Annotated in this window: 11 protein-coding genes; all 11 read right to left on the bottom strand. The window is 71.1% G+C overall.

Going from position 1 to position 13,485, the window contains the following annotated elements:
* Positions 1 to 4 precede the first annotated feature (4 nt).
* The 11 genes from ACFQU4_RS13590 to ACFQU4_RS13540 all read right to left on the bottom strand — a co-directional run bounded on the left by ACFQU4_RS13590 (position 5) and on the right by ACFQU4_RS13540 (position 13,446).
* Positions 5 to 1,786, bottom strand: a complete 1,782-nt coding sequence (locus ACFQU4_RS13590; RefSeq protein ID WP_377492566.1) for a hypothetical protein — start codon at positions 1,784 to 1,786, stop codon at positions 5 to 7.
* A 28-nt stretch (positions 1,787 to 1,814) separates the two neighbouring features.
* Positions 1,815 to 2,819: a hypothetical protein gene (locus ACFQU4_RS13585; RefSeq protein WP_377492563.1), complete on the bottom strand. Its 1,005-nt coding sequence runs from the start codon at positions 2,817 to 2,819 to the stop codon at positions 1,815 to 1,817.
* Positions 2,820 to 2,834: 15 nt separating this feature from the next.
* The gene (locus ACFQU4_RS13580; RefSeq protein WP_377492560.1) at positions 2,835 to 3,104 is read right to left on the bottom strand and encodes an acyl carrier protein; all 270 of its coding nucleotides are present in this window, start codon (positions 3,102 to 3,104) and stop codon (positions 2,835 to 2,837) included.
* 10 nt (positions 3,105 to 3,114) lie between these two features.
* Positions 3,115 to 4,356 carry a pyridoxal-dependent decarboxylase, exosortase A system-associated gene (locus ACFQU4_RS13575; protein ID WP_377492557.1) on the bottom strand — a complete coding sequence of 414 codons (1,242 nt, stop codon included), beginning with the start codon at positions 4,354 to 4,356 and terminating at the stop codon, positions 3,115 to 3,117.
* Positions 4,353 to 5,933 carry an acyl-CoA ligase (AMP-forming), exosortase A system-associated gene (locus ACFQU4_RS13570; RefSeq protein WP_377492554.1) on the bottom strand — a complete coding sequence of 527 codons (1,581 nt, stop codon included), beginning with the start codon at positions 5,931 to 5,933 and terminating at the stop codon, positions 4,353 to 4,355. The genes ACFQU4_RS13575 and ACFQU4_RS13570 overlap by 4 nt, the downstream gene beginning before the upstream one ends.
* Entirely contained in the window at positions 5,930 to 7,330 is a 1,401-nt protein-coding gene (locus ACFQU4_RS13565) for a UDP-glucose dehydrogenase family protein (protein WP_377492551.1), read from the bottom strand. The genes ACFQU4_RS13570 and ACFQU4_RS13565 overlap by 4 nt, the downstream gene beginning before the upstream one ends.
* Entirely contained in the window at positions 7,327 to 8,721 is a 1,395-nt protein-coding gene (locus ACFQU4_RS13560) for a glycosyltransferase family 4 protein (protein ID WP_377492548.1), read from the bottom strand. Before ACFQU4_RS13560 ends, ACFQU4_RS13565 begins: the two co-directional genes overlap by 4 nt.
* Positions 8,718 to 9,761, bottom strand: coding sequence for a hypothetical protein (locus ACFQU4_RS13555; protein ID WP_377492545.1), 1,044 nt, complete (start codon positions 9,759 to 9,761; stop codon positions 8,718 to 8,720). Before ACFQU4_RS13555 ends, ACFQU4_RS13560 begins: the two co-directional genes overlap by 4 nt.
* Complete coding sequence (locus ACFQU4_RS13550) at positions 9,758 to 11,062, bottom strand: MFS transporter (protein ID WP_377492542.1); 1,305 nt, start codon at positions 11,060 to 11,062, stop codon at positions 9,758 to 9,760. Before ACFQU4_RS13550 ends, ACFQU4_RS13555 begins: the two co-directional genes overlap by 4 nt.
* Entirely contained in the window at positions 11,063 to 11,671 is a 609-nt protein-coding gene (locus tag ACFQU4_RS13545) for an acyltransferase (protein ID WP_377492539.1), read from the bottom strand.
* An 821-nt stretch (positions 11,672 to 12,492) separates the two neighbouring features.
* Positions 12,493 to 13,446, bottom strand: coding sequence for an ABC transporter substrate-binding protein (locus ACFQU4_RS13540; RefSeq protein ID WP_377492536.1), 954 nt, complete (start codon positions 13,444 to 13,446; stop codon positions 12,493 to 12,495).
* Positions 13,447 to 13,485: the final 39 nt, after the last annotated feature.

Raw genomic sequence — 13,485 nt, 5'->3', positions numbered from 1 at the left:
TTTGCTAGGCGGTCGCTTCCGCGGCCGCGAGCACGTTGATCAAGAACGCCACCGTGGTCGGCTGGGCGGGAGTGCTCCCTTCGAGCACCCCGTCCAGCCATTCCGTGCGCAGCATCGGGGCCTTGTAGAGGGACGCACAGGATTCGGGTTCGGCCCGCCAGTGCGCGAGTACCAGTGCGGCGAGCTCGGCAGCGCCGAATTGCGCCCGCCGGGCCCGGGTCGCGCGTTGGTGCACCTTGCGGACCAGCTTGCGGGCGGTCAACGTGCCGGTCGACAGCCGGGTGAGCACCGAGCGGGTGGCGAGCCGGGCCGGCACCAGGCCGGAGTCGAGTGCGACACCGGCCAGTTCCGGGTCGAGTCGCCGGGTCAGCCGGCCGAGCAGCATCGAGTCGCGCTTGTCGGTCGGCGCGACCGCGAGCGCCAGCTCGATGAACCGCCGGTCGAACATCGGGTTGATGTAGAGCCGCCGCACCGCGGCGACGGTGCCGTGTACGCCGGCCCAGCGGTGCATGCGTTGCATCAGGTAGAAGTCGTCGGTCGCGGGCAGCCAGTCGCCGGACCCGAACAGGCCGTGCAGGGTGGCGAGCGTGGACTCGCGGGCCTGGTCGAGGAAGGCCGGCTCGAGCGCGTCGGCCTCGACGGACTCGTTGCTGAAGAGTCGCCAGCGGGCCAGCCGGTCGACCAGGTGTGGCGAGGTGGTGGCGTGCGCCGGTTGCCCGGCGTAGTAGAACCCGCGGGCGACCTCGCCGCCCAGCCCGGCCAGCCGGTGGCCCTGTTCCATCCGGGCCTCGGCGAGCAGCAGCGGCGCCAGGGCCAGCGGACTCGCCGCACACTCGAGGTCCCGGGCCGCGGTGAGTGCCAGCGCATGGGCCTCGGCCGGCGTCGGCGGTTGCTGCTCGTTGGGGTCGTACACCTGATGGACCAGGCCGAACCGTTCGGCCAGCCGGGCCGCGATCACGACGTCGGGGCTGTCCGGCGGGCCGAGGGTCAGGGCGCGGAGCCCGGGCCGAAGCCGCTCCGGGATCGCGGCGAGCAGGATCCGCGAGTCGTGGCCACCGGTGAGCTGCAGCATGGCGTCCGGATGATCTTCGAGATAGCCCGTCTGCCACTGGCACAGGATCGCGGCCAACTCCTCGACCGCCTCGTCGAGCGTTGGCGTCGTCGACGGCCGGGCCGGCGGCTCGGCATAGCGGTGCAGGTCCAACCGGCCCCGGTGCAGCGTCGCGATCGTCGCGGGAGCGAACGTCCGCACGCCGGCGAAGATCGTCGCGTCGCCGACCTGCCAGCCGATCAGGGCCTGCGCGCCGAGGCCGGCCGGATCGAACTCGCCGCCGGCCAGGATGGACAGGGCGCGGGCACTGGTCGAGACGGCCGCCACCCCGGACCTGCGCCACCAGTACAGCTGGTGGAAGCCCAGCCAGTCGCAGGCGATCATGATCGGCGCGCCCGGCGCGGAGCGGTGCGCCGCGGCGAACGGCGGCAGCAGGGCCGTCAGCGCGGCGCCGTTGTCGATCATGGCGGGCAGTTCGGTCGTGGCGACGTCCCGGGTCCGCGTGCGGGCCGCCCGGCCGAGTCGCACGGTGAACCCGCCGGCCGGATCGGTGGAGTCGGTCAGGTCGCCGGGATCCGTTCCGGAGAAGGCGATCCAGCCGTCGTCGGTACGCCGGAGCGACGGCTCGGTCGCCGGCGAATCGTGCAGGCAGCCGACCGCCTGGGCCAGGGCCCGCTCATCGATCGCCGGCCCGCCGGGGCCGGGGCTGAGCGTCACTGCGAGGAAAGCCTTCATCGTGCCGCCATTCGGATGATCATGATCGTCAGTTGTCGGGTGGGAGGGCCGTGTCGTCGTCCCAGCGGTTGTTCTCCCACACGTTGCCGGGAGCGTTGGAGTCGAAGTCGGTGATCGCACCCCAGAAACCACACTTGCCGGTGCTACCGCGTTGGAACGTGTTGTCGATGAACCGGATGTTCTGGGCTCCGTCGGAGAACGGTTTGCCGCCGGAGCTGCCGCCGTAGGCGCAGAAGCCGCCGGTGGTGGCGCCGATCAGGTTGCCGCGGATCTCCATGTCCCGGACGGCGGCGAAGTCTCCGTACCCGGTGAGGCTGGCCGAGCAGCCCGCGTCGGGCGGGACGTCCGGCGCATCACAGATGATCGTGTTGCCGATGATCTTGCCGCCGGCACCCATCCGGATCCCGGACTCGTGCGCGACACCGGTCTCGTCCTTGAACTGACCGTGCACGTACGAAGCACGGATGTCACAGTTCTTCCAGCAGTTCATCGACCGGTTACCACCGGTCACCTCGACCCGCAGCACCGTGAAGTTCACGGTGCCGATGCCGGTGCCTTCGTTGTTGCCGATCCGCACTTCGGAGTCGACGATGGTGAACGAGAAGCCGGCCGAGATCTCGTCGGTGGAGATCGAACCGTTGATGATCGAATTGCGTACGGTGACGTCGGCGGCCCGGATGATCAAGGCGCCGTCGACCGTCTTGCCGTCGATGACCGTGCCGTTCTGGGTGATCGTCATCGGTCCCGTGTAGGCGGTGAGCTTGGTCCCGGCCGGCACCCCGGTGCTGTCCTCGTTCGGGAGCCCTTCCGGAGGCCCGCCGGCTCCGGTCGACGGCTCGGACGACGGTTCGGTCGGCTGCGGCTGGGTCGCCGGGGGCGCGGGTGAACTGCCGGCGGGGCCTGGCGTCTCGACGGTGCTGGACACCGCGGACTGGAGCCGGCCCACGCCGTAGCCGATTCCCCCGGTAGCCAGCAGCGCTGCCACGATCCCCGCGACGGCGAGCCTCCGCCGGGCCAGGCTGTTGTCGATCATCGACGGCACCCGGCCTCAGGCCGCGTCGGCGAGCTTCTGATCGACGAACGCGACCAGACTCCCCACCGACGCGAACAGGTCGCTGCCGAATTCATGATCATCGATCATGAAACCGAACTCGGACTCCAACCCGGCCAGCAGATCGAGTACGGCGAGCGAGTCGAGCTCCGGCAGTGCCCCGTAGAGCTGGGTGTCCGGCCCGAGCGAGCGGCCGCCGTCGGGCAGGCCGAGCGTCTCGGCGAGGATCGCCTGGACCCGGGACAGGGTGGTCGAGGTGATGGTCATGGATGTCCTTTCAGATCAGTGCTTCGGCCGGGGCCGGGTGGCCGAGGAAGCCGGTCGGGCTGGCGGTCAGCCCGTACGCGCCGGCCTGGAAGATCACGAACAGGTCGCCGATCGCGGTGGTCGGCAAGGACACCTTGTCGGCCAGCAGGTCGAGCGGGGTGCAGAGCCGGCCGACGACCGTGCTCAGCTCGGCCGGCAGCTCGGTGATCTTGTTCCCGACGGCGACCGGATAGTTGCGCCGGATCACCTGGCCGAGGTTGCCGGAGGCGGCGAGCTGGTGGTGCATCCCGCCGTCGACGACCAGGAACTGTTCGCCGCGGGACAGCTTGCGGTCCAGCACCCGGGTCACGTACACGCCGCTCTCGCCGACCAGGTAGCGGCCCAGTTCGAGCACCGGGCGAGCCTCCGGCAGCCGGGCGGCGATCGGCCCGTCGATCAACTCGGCGAGGTTCGCGGCGACCGGCCCGAGGTCGAGCGGCCGGTCCCGTTCGGTGTACGGAATCCCGAAACCGCCGCCCAGGTTGAGATAGCGGATCGGCGTGCTGGCGTGCTCGGCCAGGGTGATGATCAACTCGACGGTGCGCCGCTGGGCCTCGCAGAGGATGTCGGCGTTGAGGTTCTGCGACCCGGCGAACACGTGGAAGCCGACCAGGTCGAGGTCGAGGGCCGTGATCAACCGGAGCAGGTCCGGCACCCGTTCCGCGTCGACGCCGAACTGTTGCGGGCCGCCGCCCATCCGCATGCCGGAGCCGCGGACGGCGAAGTCTGGATTGACCCGGACCGCGACCTTCGGCCGGCAGCCCAGCCGGATCCCGGCCTCGGCGACCCGGCGGGTCTCGGTCTCCGACTCCAGTTCGAGGGTGATCCCGGCGGCCACCGCCTGCTCGATCTCGGCCGGCGCCTTGCCGGGGCCGGCGAAGCCGATCCGGTCCGGGCGGATCCCGGTGTCCAGGGCGACCGCCAGCTCGCCCGCGGACGCGACGTCGAGGCCGTCGACCAGCCCGGCCAGGTGCTGCACCACCGCCGGCATCGGGTTCGCCTTGATCGCGTAGTGCAGCCGGATCGACGGCGGCAGCGTGTGCCGCAGCAGCTCCACCCGCTCGGTGATCAAGGAACGGTCGTAGGCGAAGAACGGCGTGCTGCCGATCCGGGCCGCCAGCCGGGTCAGGCCGATCCCGCCGACGGCGAGTTCGCCCGCGACCGTACCGAAGCCGGCCGGTCCGGAGCCGAGGACGACCTCCTGCGCGGTCATCCGAACTCCGTCCGCAGCCGGGCCCGGTCGTACTTGCCGTTCGCCGACCGCGGCAGTTCCGCCCGGACGATCACCTCGGACGGCACCTGGAAGTGCGGCAGTTCGCGGCGCATCTCGGCCAGCAGCGCCGAGCTCGTCAGCGGATGCCCGTTCTCGGTCGCCAGCAGCACGATCCGCTGACCGAGCCGGTCGTCCGGCACCCCGAGCGCGACCGCGTCCCGGACCATCCCGGTCGCGTACGCGGCCTCCTCGACCTCGGTCGGGCTGACCCGGTAGCCGGAGGTCTTGATCATCTCGTCGGTCCGGCCGACGAAGTACAGGTAGCCATCGGCATCGGCGACCACCCGGTCACCGGACCAGACCGCGAGTTCCGGCTGCCGCCAGCTCGCCGTCGGGTCCGGGACCGGGCGGAACCGTTCCCTCGTCCGGACGGGATCGTTCCAGTACCCGAGGGCGACCAGGGTCCCCCGATGCACCAGTTCACCCTCTTCGCCGGGACCGCAACGGGTCCCGTCCGGACGGACCACGAGGATCTCCGCATTGGGAATGGCCTTCCCGATCGAATCCGGGCGGAGATCCACCTGAGCCGGATCGAGGTACGTGGAGCGGAAGGCTTCCGTCAGTCCGTACATGAGATAGGGACGGGCCGCCGGGAACAGTTCGCGCAGCCGGGTCAGCGTGCTGCGCGGCATCCGGCCGCCGGTGTTGGCGAAGTAGCGCAGCCGGCGCCGGACCGCGTCCGGCCAGTCCAGTCGGGCCACCTGCAGCCAGAGCGGCGGCACGCAGGTGAGTGCGGTGACGCGGTGCCGTTCGCAGAGCCGGGGCACGTCCGCCGGCAGCAGGTAGTTGAGCAGCACCACCTGGGCACCGCAGCGGAACGCCGTGGTGAGCTGGCTGAAGCCGGCGTCGAAGCCGAGCGGCAGCACGGCCAGGATCACGTCGCGATGATCATGGTCGAGATAGCCGGCCACGCTCTCCGCGCCGGCGATCAGATTGCGGTGACTCAGCACCACCCCCTTGGGCAGGCCGGTGCTGCCCGACGTGTAGAGGATCGCGGCCGGATCAAGATCGACACCGTGGGCGGTCGGGCCGGCCGTGACGGACGTGATCATGGACTCGGCCCAGGCGTGTCGCTCGGGCTCGCCGGCGTCGGACGCCCCGGCGTCCGAGGCGCCGATCACGATCACGTGCTCCACCGAGGAGCTCGTCAACGTCGGCCGGAGGGCGCCGAGCCGCTCCGCGGTGGTGATCAGGAACCGGGCCCCGCAGTCGGTCAGGATGTGCCCGACCTGTGCCGCGCGGAGCACCGGATTGACCGGTACGAAGACGCCGCCGGCCACCGAACAGCCGAAGATCGCCGCCACCGTCTCGAGCCGCTTCTCGGCGAACACCGCGACCCGGTCGCCCGGCGCCAGGCCGAGCCGGGTCAGCAGGTCGCCGGCCGCGGCGACCTGCCGCCACAGCTCCGCGTAGTCCAGGGTCGCCTCGCCGTACGTCAGCGCCGGCCGGTCCGGCAACGCCGCGGCGGTGTGTTCGACCAGGTGGTGCAGCCGGGTCGGCGGCAGTCCGGTGATCATGATCCGGCCCGTCCGAGCCCGCGGTAGCTCCAGCCGGCGGCTCGCCAGCGGGCCGGGTCGAGCGCGTTGCGGCCGTCGATGATCACGGCGCGGTCGACGACCTTGCTCAGCGCGACCGGGTTCAGTGCGACATACTCCGGCCACTCGGTCAGTAGCAAGATCAACTCCGCGCCGCGGACGGCCTCGTCGAGCGACCGGGTGACCCGGAGCTGCGGCCTGGTCTCGGCAACCCGGTCCACGGCCCGCGGATCGGTGATCACGACGTCCGCACCGAACGACGCCAGTCGCTCGGCCACGTCCAGCGCCGGCGAGTCGCGGATGTCGTCGCTGCCCGGCTTGAACGCTGCGCCGAGCACGGCGATCCGGCGGCCGGCCGGCAACCCGCCACAGGCGTCCAGGGCGAGCTCGACCAGCCGGGCCCGGCGGTGCAGGTTGATCGCATCGACCTCGCGCAGGAAGCCCAGCGATGATCCGGCGCCCAGCTCCTCGGCGCGGGCCAGGAAGGCCCGGATGTCCTTGGGCAGGCAGCCGCCGCCGAAGCCGAGGCCGGCGCCGAGGAACTGGCGGCCGATCCGCCGGTCGTGGCCGAGCGCGTCGGCCAGCTGGACCACGTCGCCGCCGGTCGCGTCGCACAGGTCGGCCATCGCGTTGATGAAGCTGATCTTGGTCGCCAGGAACGCGTTGGCCGCGGCCTTGGTCAGCTCGGCCGTCGCGTAGTCGGTGATGATCACCGGGGTACCGTCGGCGACCGCCTTGGCGTAGATCCGGTTCAGCAGGTCGGCCGCGGCCGTTCCGGTCGGGCCGCCGGGCACGCCGTAGACGAGCCGGTCCGGCGCCAGGGTGTCGGCCACCGCATGCCCCTCGCGGAGGAACTCCGGGTTCCAGGCGAGCTCGGCGGCCGGCTCGACGGCCTGGATCCGGGCCCGCAACCGGGCCGCCGTGCCGACCGGCACGGTCGACTTGCCGACCACGAGATCGCCCGATTTCAGGTACGGCAGCAGGGCGGTGACCGCGGCGTCGAGATGACGCAGGTCGGCCGCGACGCCACCGGGCTGTTGCGGCGTTCCGACGCAGAGGAAGTGCACGGTCGCCCGGCGGACCGCGGCCGGGTCACCGGCGAAGCGCAGCCGGCCCGAGCCGAGGCCGTCGGCGAGCAGGTCGGCCAGCCGCGGCTCGTAGAGCGGCGGCCGGGCCTGGCCGAGCGCGGTGATCTTGGACTGGTCGACGTCGACGCCGACCACGGTGTGGCCGAGAGCCGCCATCGACGCCGCGTGCACGGCGCCCAGGTAGCCGCACCCGATCACGGACAGGACCAGGTCGTCGTCGGTCCGCTCGGTGTCGCGGACCAGGTCGATGACGGTGGGATCGACGGTGTTGATCCCCAAGGAAGTGATCACAGTGCCGTCCGTTCCCGGACGAAGCGGCGCAGCTCGGCGTCGTCGGTCAGGTCGACGTAGCGCCGGCCCTGCTCGTCGAACGCCGGATCCGGATGGCGGCCCTCCCGGGCGCCGCCCGGGGGCCGGCTCGCGCCGGTCAGCCGGTCGTAGACGCCGACGTAGGCGCTGGCCTGCGGTCGCCAGTCCAGGGCCGCCGAGACCCGTCGCCGGGCCCGGACCCCGAGGTCGGTCCGGAGCTCCGGATCGTCCAGCAGGACAAGGATCTGGTCGGCGAAGGCCTGCCGGTCGCCGGACTCGACGTAGCGCACCGAGTCGCCGCCGGAGACCCGGGTCTCGACCAGATCGAACGCGACCGACGGGAGCGCGTACGCCATGTATTCCATCGTCTTGTTCATCGTCGAGACGTCGTTCAGCGGCGTCTTGAGATCGGGGCAGAGGCCGACGTCGGCGGCGCTGAGATGCTCGGCGATCATGGACCGGTCGGCCCGGCCGGTGAAGGTGATCTGGTCGTTCAGCCCAAGCTCGGTGGTGCGCCGGCGCAGGTCGGCGAGACAGTCGCCGAAGCCGAGCAGAGTGGCGTGCACGTCCTGCCGGCCCCGCCGGTGGACCAGGTCGTCCATCACGTCGATGATCAACTCGGTGCCGTCCTGCGGCCCCATGATGCCGAGGTAGACGAGCTCGAAGCCGGCCCGGCGGCGGCCGGTCGGATAGACCGGCCGCATCACCCGGGTGTCCGGTCCGCTGCGGACCACCGTGACGTCGGCCGGATCCCGCCGGCCGCGGTCGATCGCGATCCGCCGGTACGACTCGTTGGTGGAGATCACCCGGTCCGCGATCTTGTACGTCATCCGTTCCAGCCAACGCAGTCCGGCCAGCTCGGCGCGTTCCCGGGCCGAGTCGGGTTCGCCGAAGCGGGACAGGAAGAGCTCCGGGTTCAGGTCGTGCTGGTCGAAGACGAACCGGACGCCGCGGGAGCGCCACAGCCAGGCCAGCAGCCAGTACGTGTCCGGCGGATTGCACGCCTGGATCACGGTGAACCGGTGCCGCCGCCAAACGGTCCGGGACAACCAGGCCGTGCGCAGCCAGCTGTAGCTGAACTCCAGCAGGAAGCCGGCCAGGCCGCGCGCCTCCGGGGCCGGCCGGTACTTGTACAGATACACCCCGTCCAACCACTGTTCGGGTGGATCGTCGGGCCCCTTCGGGCAGATCACGCTGACCCGGTAGCCGGCGGCGACCAGGGCCTGGCATTCGAGCCAGACCCGCCGGTCCAGCGGGACCGGCAGGTTCTGCACGATGATCAAGACGTGCTCGCCGGCGGCGTCGGGCGATTCCGCCGGTTCGGGCGGGGCCTGCCTTCTGGCGGCGGCTGACGTTCTGGTCGGGGTCGTCATCGAACTCCTCCTCGTACCACGGCCGGGGAACCGGCTTCGGGGATGGCGATCTGCGGCGTACCGGAACCGTCGGCCGGGGTGACCCAGACGTCGGTGACCGTGGCCTCCTGGCCGGGCCGCGAGATCGCATACAGCAGGTGGTCGTCGTCCAGCCACTCGACCTGATCATCGACCGAACGTTCGTCGGCGATCATGGTCTCGGTGCCGGAAGCAAGATCGAGAACGGCGATCCGCCAGGCCGGAGATCCGGTGGCGGACAGCCGCTTCTTGTACGCGATCGCGCGCCCGTCGGGCGACAGCGACGGGCATTCGACGTTCTCCCGGATCGCGGTCAGGGTGCGATCGGAGAGCGAGCCGCGGACCAGCCAGGTCTGGTCGCCGACGGCCGCGGTCGCGTAGAAGGTGTCGCCGTCGGCGGCGAAGGTGACACCCCAGAAGTTCCGGTTGATCGCGGTCAGCGGCCGGCCGTCGACGATCGCCCGGAAGTCCTCCAGGTTGCCGACCGGGTGATCGTCGCGCCAGATCACCGTCTCGGTGGAGAACGACGACCCGGCATAGGAATGGCCGCTGACGAAGGTGGTGGTGGCCGCCAGGGTCCCGTCGCTCGACATCCGGGCCCGGCTGGGCAGGCCGGCCAGTTCCTGCTCGGCGACCGGCCGGAGTTGATCATCGAGCCGGACCAGCGCATAACGCGGCGGAATGCCGCGCCGGGCCGCGACGCAGGTGCCGGCGGTGGCCGTCGCGTAGACCCGCTCGCAGTCGACGTCCAGCACCGCGCGCGGACCGCCGGGATCGGCGACGGCGACGACGGCGAGCCGACCGTAGTCGGTGCCGAGCGCGGCGGAACGGAACACGATGTGCGGTACGCCGAGCAGGCCGGCGGGATCGGTGCCCGCCGGCCCGGGCCCGTCGCTCGGCTGGCCGGCCCAACTCGGCCCGGGCGCGCCGAGGCCGTTGCGGACCAGGTAGACCCCGGTCGCTCCGAGCAGCAGCACACTGATCCCGATCAACACACCGATCCGGGTCCCGGTCGTGATCATGCCGGCACGCTCCCTCGCCGAACGGACGCGGCGAGCAGCCGGCCGGCCACCGGCACCATGATCAACAGGGCGCCGGCGACGACGAACAGGGCGAGCTGCTGGCCGGTCAGCTGCCAGAGCAGGCCGAAGCCGACCGCGCTGCCGAACCGGGACACCGCGACCACGGTCTGGGCGGCGGAGATCCCGCTGGCCCGGCGGCCCTCCGGCGACAACTGCGCGGCCAGGGCGCTGAGCACTCCGTCGGTCGCCGCGTAGTAGACCCCGAGCAGGCCGACCACTGCGATCAGGCCGGGCAGCCCGGTCGGCCCGGCGGCGGTGATCAGATAGCCGACGAGCAGCACCAGATGGCCGGCCAGGAAGAGCTTCCAGCGGCCGAACCGGTCGGCCAGCCGGCCGAACGGGACCGCCAGGGCGAGGTAGGTGACGCTGGTGCCGACGAACAACAACGGGAACAGTTGCGGCGGCACCGCGCCGGCCTCGGACAGCGCGAGATAGAGGAAGCCGTCACCGATGGTGACCAGGCCGAGCAGGCCGGCGGCGACCAGCAGCGGGACCGGCACCGGCAGCCTCCGGGTCCGCTCCGGCCGGATCGGAGCTTCCGCGGGTTCCGGAGCTTCCGTGGGCTCCGTGGGCTCCGGGGGCTCGGCGGGTGCGGACGGCCGGAACCGACTGACCGGTACGGCCAGCAGCAGCACGGCGACGCCGATCACGGCGAAGGCCGCCGAGACGGCGAACACGGAGCGATACCCGCCGAGGCCGTACGGGACGGCGAAGAGGATCCCGAACGCGAGCAGCGGGCCGATCAGGGCACCGGTGGTGTCCAGTGCGCGGTGCACCCCGAAGTTGCGGCCGAGTGCGCGCGGGTCGGAGGCGGCGGCGATCATGGCATCCCGCGGCCCGGTGCGCAGTCCCTTGCCCAGCCGGTCCAGCGTGATCATGGCCGTGAGCGGCCAGAATCCCTGTACCAGCAGGAAACCGAGCCGGGACAGTGCCGAGCCGCCGTAGCCGAGCACGGCGATCCGCTTGGGCCGCCGGGTGGTGTCCGCCCACCAGCCGCCGGCCAGCCGGACCAGCGCCGAGACGGCCTGGTTGATCCCGTCCACGAAGCCGTACGCCAGCGGTCCGAAGCCGAGCACCACGGTGAGGTAGAGCGGCAGCACGGCGGTCACCGACTCCGACGAGATGTCGGTGAGCAGGCTGACCACGCCGAGCCCGATCACCGTCGCCGGGATCCGGCGCGGCACGCCCGTGGCCGCCGTGGCGGTGCGCTGCCCCTGGTTCTCGCGCAGCGTGACGTACATCTAGTCCACCTGCGGTTCGACGGCCAGCCCCGTGCCGCTCGGCGCGTGCCGGGTCCCGCAGGCCGGGCAGCGCAGTGCGGCGTCGAGCCGTTCCCCGCAACCGCAGACCCAGCCGATCCGCCGGGCCGGATTGCCGGCCAGCAGGGCATGATCATCGACGTCGCGGATGATCACCGCTCCCGCGGCGGCGAAGGCGTTGCGTCCCACCGTGATGCCACAGACCACGATCACGCCCGCGCCGAGGGTCGCCCCGGACCGGACCAGGGTCGGCCGCAGCTCCGGCCAGTCCCGCCGGATCCGGGCCCGCGGCCGAAGGTCGTTGGTGAAGATCGTTCCGGGGCCGAGGAAGACGTCGTCCTCGACCGTCACGCCGTCGAAGATCATCACCTGGTTCTTCACCGTAACCCGGTCGCCGATCACGGCACCCTGCTCGACGAACGCGCCGCCGCCGATGTTGCAGTGCCGGCCCACCCGGGCTCCGGCCATCACGTGCGCGAAGGCCCAAACGCGGGTTCCCGCGCCGACCTCGTCGCTGTCGCACAAGGCTTTCGGGTGAACGAAGATCTCCGATCCGGCGATACCGTTCGGGCTTGCCGAAACGGCCGGCATCAGACGCCACCCGGATCGAACGCGCAGGCACGCTTGTGCGCACGCAGAAAAAGGTTCCTGGCCAACTCCATGTGCCCCCGGCTTTCCCAGAACCGACCGTCACCCCCCGTGACGGCGCACGTCCATAACCATGACTCTGTGGGGTTTTCCGAGGAAAGGCAGGCGGCGTGGTACGCGACGCAGAACGCCTGCAATCCCCTCGAGTGAATTCTCCCCCCGTGACTCAAGGTAGCTGGAGCGTAACCCCTGGTTCGGGGGTCCGCCAGCAGAACCGGTGAATTCGTGGCGACGGGCTCGTGACGGATGTCCCGGGCCCGACCGGACCAGGGCCGAAAGTCCCGGAATTCCTGTCTGGTGGCGGGTTTCGAGGGCGTACGACGGCCGGCCTCGCTGCAGTCGAGGCCCGAGGACGACGACGCTCGGGGCACCGATGGGGGCTGATCTCGATGCCCGGCGATGGCCGCCGACCGCCGTACGCGGTCCGTGAATCCTGCGAAAGCTTGCTGCCCCTGCCGGACGCCCCGAATCCGGCGAGTGCAAAACGTTCAGACCATGCCGAAACGTCGTGAGCTCGGCTGCAAAATTCCCCCGATTCGTTGAGGGACGCCCCTCATCGCACCCCGGTCGCCGGTCGCGTCTCTGCGAGCAACCTGGCTGGGGTAACTGCCAGGATACTCGTCGTTCGGGAAAGCGCTAGACGTAGGGAAACAAATCACTTCCGAGTCGTGATCACGGAACTCGTCGGCAATTTTGCAATTCCATAAGAGATCAGTAAGGCGACTTTACTTTCTCGGTAATTACGAGGAATGGAAAAGGCGGACTCAGGCGACGTCGGCGGCGGACCGGTAGAGCTCGGCCAGCTGGTTGAGCCACGCCGCGTAGTGGACGTGGGTGTACGGGCTCTTGTCGTCCCACGGGATCGCCTGGCCGGCCTTGATCGCGGGCAGCGACTGGTAGGCGGCCGACTCCTCGAACACGGGCGTCGAGCCGGCATGGGCGAGCACGACGTCGGCCGGATGGTCGGGCAGCAACTCCCAGCTCAGCACCTGCCAGGCCTCGTCCTTCATCACGCCCGGCCCGGCCAGCCGCACGCCGAGGTCGGTGATCAACCGCAGCTGGGCCAGTCCGCGGGAGCCGAGGTACAGCTGGTCGGGATCCGCGTTGACGGCGATCGTGCTGAGTTCCGGCCGTTCGGCGGCGACCTGGCGCAGGGTCTCCTTGGCCCGGTCGAAGTCGGCCCGGGCTGCCGCCGCCTTCGGGTCGTCGGCCGGGGCACCGAGGGCGACCGCGAGCGCGGCGTAGTCGTCGATCACCTGTTCCACCGGCCGGCCGAACCGGATGCCGGCGAACGGCGCGATCTCGGTGACCTGGCCGATCATCGCCTCGTCCCACCAGGTCCAGCCGTCACCCTGCTCGTTGCCGTACCCGATGATCAGGTCGGGCTGCAGGGCCGCGACGGCCTCGAGGTCGAGTTCGGCGCCGCGACCCAGCACGGTCATCTGGCCCGGGTCGGCGTTGCCGAGCGACAGCGGGGACGAGTCCGGCTCGAGGCCGTACCCGAAGACGCCGGCCGGGCGGATCCCGTACTCCCACAGCGAGGCGGCGCTGTACGCATCGGTGATGATCACGTCCGGCCTGGACGCCAGGGTGATCGTCTCGCCGTAGGCCGTGGTGTAGGACCAGCCGGTCGGGGCGGGCTCCGGACCGGCCGGGAGTTCCCGGGCGCAACCGGTGATCAGCAGCAGGACGACGAGAAGCGGTGCCAGGGAGCGCATGACCGAACGCTATCAAATAGGTAAGGCTTACCTCACTTG

Source organism: Microlunatus sp. GCM10028923 (genome assembly GCF_042666975.1).
Taxonomy (GTDB): Bacteria; Actinomycetota; Actinomycetes; order Propionibacteriales; family Propionibacteriaceae; genus Microlunatus.
Note: the sequence above shows the minus strand (reverse complement) of the source record. Positions and strands in the feature narration are given on the sequence as shown.

Bases quoted from the DNA above. Each gene is read 5' to 3' on its own strand.
- ACFQU4_RS13590 (WP_377492566.1), bottom strand. From the start codon at position 1,786: ATGAAGGCTTTCCTCGCAGTGACGCTCAGCCCCGGCCCCGGCGGGCCG.
- ACFQU4_RS13585 (WP_377492563.1), bottom strand. From the start codon at position 2,819: ATGATCGACAACAGCCTGGCCCGGCGGAGGCTCGCCGTCGCGGGGATC.
- ACFQU4_RS13580 (WP_377492560.1), bottom strand. From the start codon at position 3,104: ATGACCATCACCTCGACCACCCTGTCCCGGGTCCAGGCGATCCTCGCC.
- ACFQU4_RS13575 (WP_377492557.1), bottom strand. From the start codon at position 4,356: ATGACCGCGCAGGAGGTCGTCCTCGGCTCCGGACCGGCCGGCTTCGGT.
- ACFQU4_RS13570 (WP_377492554.1), bottom strand. From the start codon at position 5,933: ATGATCACCGGACTGCCGCCGACCCGGCTGCACCACCTGGTCGAACAC.
- ACFQU4_RS13560 (WP_377492548.1), bottom strand. From the start codon at position 8,721: ATGACGACCCCGACCAGAACGTCAGCCGCCGCCAGAAGGCAGGCCCCG.
- ACFQU4_RS13555 (WP_377492545.1), bottom strand. From the start codon at position 9,761: ATGATCACGACCGGGACCCGGATCGGTGTGTTGATCGGGATCAGTGTG.
- ACFQU4_RS13550 (WP_377492542.1), bottom strand. From the start codon at position 11,062: ATGTACGTCACGCTGCGCGAGAACCAGGGGCAGCGCACCGCCACGGCG.
- ACFQU4_RS13545 (WP_377492539.1), bottom strand. From the start codon at position 11,671: ATGCCGGCCGTTTCGGCAAGCCCGAACGGTATCGCCGGATCGGAGATC.
- ACFQU4_RS13540 (WP_377492536.1), bottom strand. From the start codon at position 13,446: ATGCGCTCCCTGGCACCGCTTCTCGTCGTCCTGCTGCTGATCACCGGT.